The organism is Pseudomonas sp. GXM4 (genome assembly GCF_008923895.1).
Classification (GTDB): domain Bacteria; phylum Pseudomonadota; class Gammaproteobacteria; order Pseudomonadales; family Pseudomonadaceae; genus Aquipseudomonas; species Aquipseudomonas atacamensis.
Genome location: NZ_WBRZ01000467.1, coordinates 1 through 1,971, shown reverse-complemented (window position 1 = coordinate 1,971; position 1,971 = coordinate 1). Strand labels below are relative to the sequence as shown.

The following is a 1,971-nucleotide window of genomic DNA, read 5'->3' as shown; positions in this document are numbered from 1 at the left end:
GATAGCGGAATGTCAGGCGACATCAATGTTGGTTGTGCCGACGCCATCGCTGGCAAGCCAGCTCCCACAGGGGCGGCGTTGATTTAAATGGGAGTGTATGAAGCGCTTCTCATGACACTTTTGTTTCAATCCACGCTTTAGCTGTGCAATGCTGGCGCCGAGACCGTTCGCCAACTACAGCTTAAGTATCAAAAACGTAGAAACCGCGCGGTGCCGTTCACTTGCCCCTCTGGGGCGCTGCTACTACAGGGGGTCTGCATGCTCACCCTGCTCAATCTGCTGTCCGCCGTCGCCCTGTTGATCTGGGGCACGCATATCGTCCGAACCGGCATCCTGCGGGTTTATGGCACCAATCTGCGACATGTGATCGGCCAGAACATGTCGAAGAAATGGCTGGCGTTCATCGCCGGTATTCTCGTCACCGCGATGGTGCAGAGCAGCAACGCCACGGCGATGCTGGTCACCTCGTTTGTCGGCCAGGGCCTGATGGCGCTGACCCCGGCGCTGGCGACCATGCTGGGCGCCGATGTCGGTACCGCGTTGATGGCGCGGGTGCTGACCCTCGATCTGTCGTGGCTGTCGCCGCTGCTGATTTTCCTCGGGGTGATTTTCTTTCTGTCGCGCAAACAGACGCGGCTCGGGCAAATGGGCCGGGTGTCGATCGGGCTGGGGCTGATCATTATCGCCCTGCAATTAATCGTCGAGGCCGCCGCGCCGATTACTCACGCGCAGGGGGTGAAGGTGATTTTTGCCTCGCTGACCGGCGACATTCTTCTCGACGCCCTGGTCGGCGCGCTGTTCGCGATGATTTCCTACTCCAGCCTCGCCGCCGTGCTGCTCACCGCTACATTGGCCGGTGCTGCGGTGATCAGCCTGCCGGTGGCGATCGGTCTGGTGATCGGCGCCAACATCGGCAGCGGCATCCTTGCCTTCATGAGCACCAGCATGCAGAACGCCGCCGGCCGCCAGGTTGCGCTGGGCAGTCTGTTGTACAAATTGATCGGTTTGCTGCTGATCATCCCGGTGCTCGACCCGCTGGTGCACTGGATCGACAGCCTCGATTTCAGCCCGCAGGAAATGGTCATCGGCTTCCACCTGCTCTACAACACCGCGCGCTGCCTGATCCTGCTGCCCAGCGTCGGGCCGATGGCGCGGCTTTGTGCGTGGCTGCTGCCGGAGCGGCCGGAGGTCAACGGCACCGCCAAACCGCGCCATCTCGACCCGACCGCACTGGTCACGCCGAGCCTGGCGCTGGCCAATGCCGCGCGGGAAACCCTGCGCATGGGCGATCTGCTCGACAACATGCTCGACGCCTCCCTCGACGTGCTGCGCGGCAAGCAGACCGCCGTCACCCAAGAGATGCGCCGCCTGACCGACGACGTCGAGGCGCTGTACAGCGCGATCAAGTTGTATTTGGCGCAGATGCCCCGCGAGGATCTCGGCGAGCACGACAGTCGGCGCTGGGCCGAGATCATTGAGCTGGCGATCAACCTGAAACTCGCCGCCGACCTGATCGAGCGCATGCTGCGCAAGATCCAGCAGCAGAAGACTTCGCAGCGCCGTTCGTTTTCCGAAGAGGGCCTGGAAGATCTTGCCGGGCTGCAACAGCAATTGATCGCCAACCTGCGCCTGGGCCTGTCGGTGTTTCTCAGCGGCGACCGCGAAAGCGCGCGGCAGTTGTTGCGGGAGAAACGCCGCTTTCGTGCGCAGGAACGGCGTCTGGCCCATGCACACGTCAGCCGTTTGCAACGCAAGATCGTGCAGAGCCTGGAGACCAGCTCGCTGCATCTGGAGTTGATCGCCGACATGAAACGGCTCAATTCGCTGTTCTGCAGCAGCGCCTATGTGGTGCTGGAAACGGCGGACACCGGCGCGCTGGCGGTGGATGACATGGCCGACATTACGCATTCGCCTTGAACGTCTGGGGCTGGGGCCAGTCAGTTACAGTGGTTCAGCCTTGAGACCGTCATC

General features: G+C 62.2%; 1 protein-coding gene. It reads left to right on the top strand.

What is annotated here, in order from left to right; translation table 11 throughout:
• Nucleotides 1–258: 258 nt before the first annotated feature.
• Nucleotides 259–1,917 (top strand): Na/Pi cotransporter family protein, encoded by a 1,659-nt coding sequence (locus tag F8N49_RS27465; RefSeq protein WP_151553289.1) that lies wholly within the window; start codon nt 259–261, stop codon nt 1,915–1,917.
• Nucleotides 1,918–1,971: the final 54 nt, after the last annotated feature.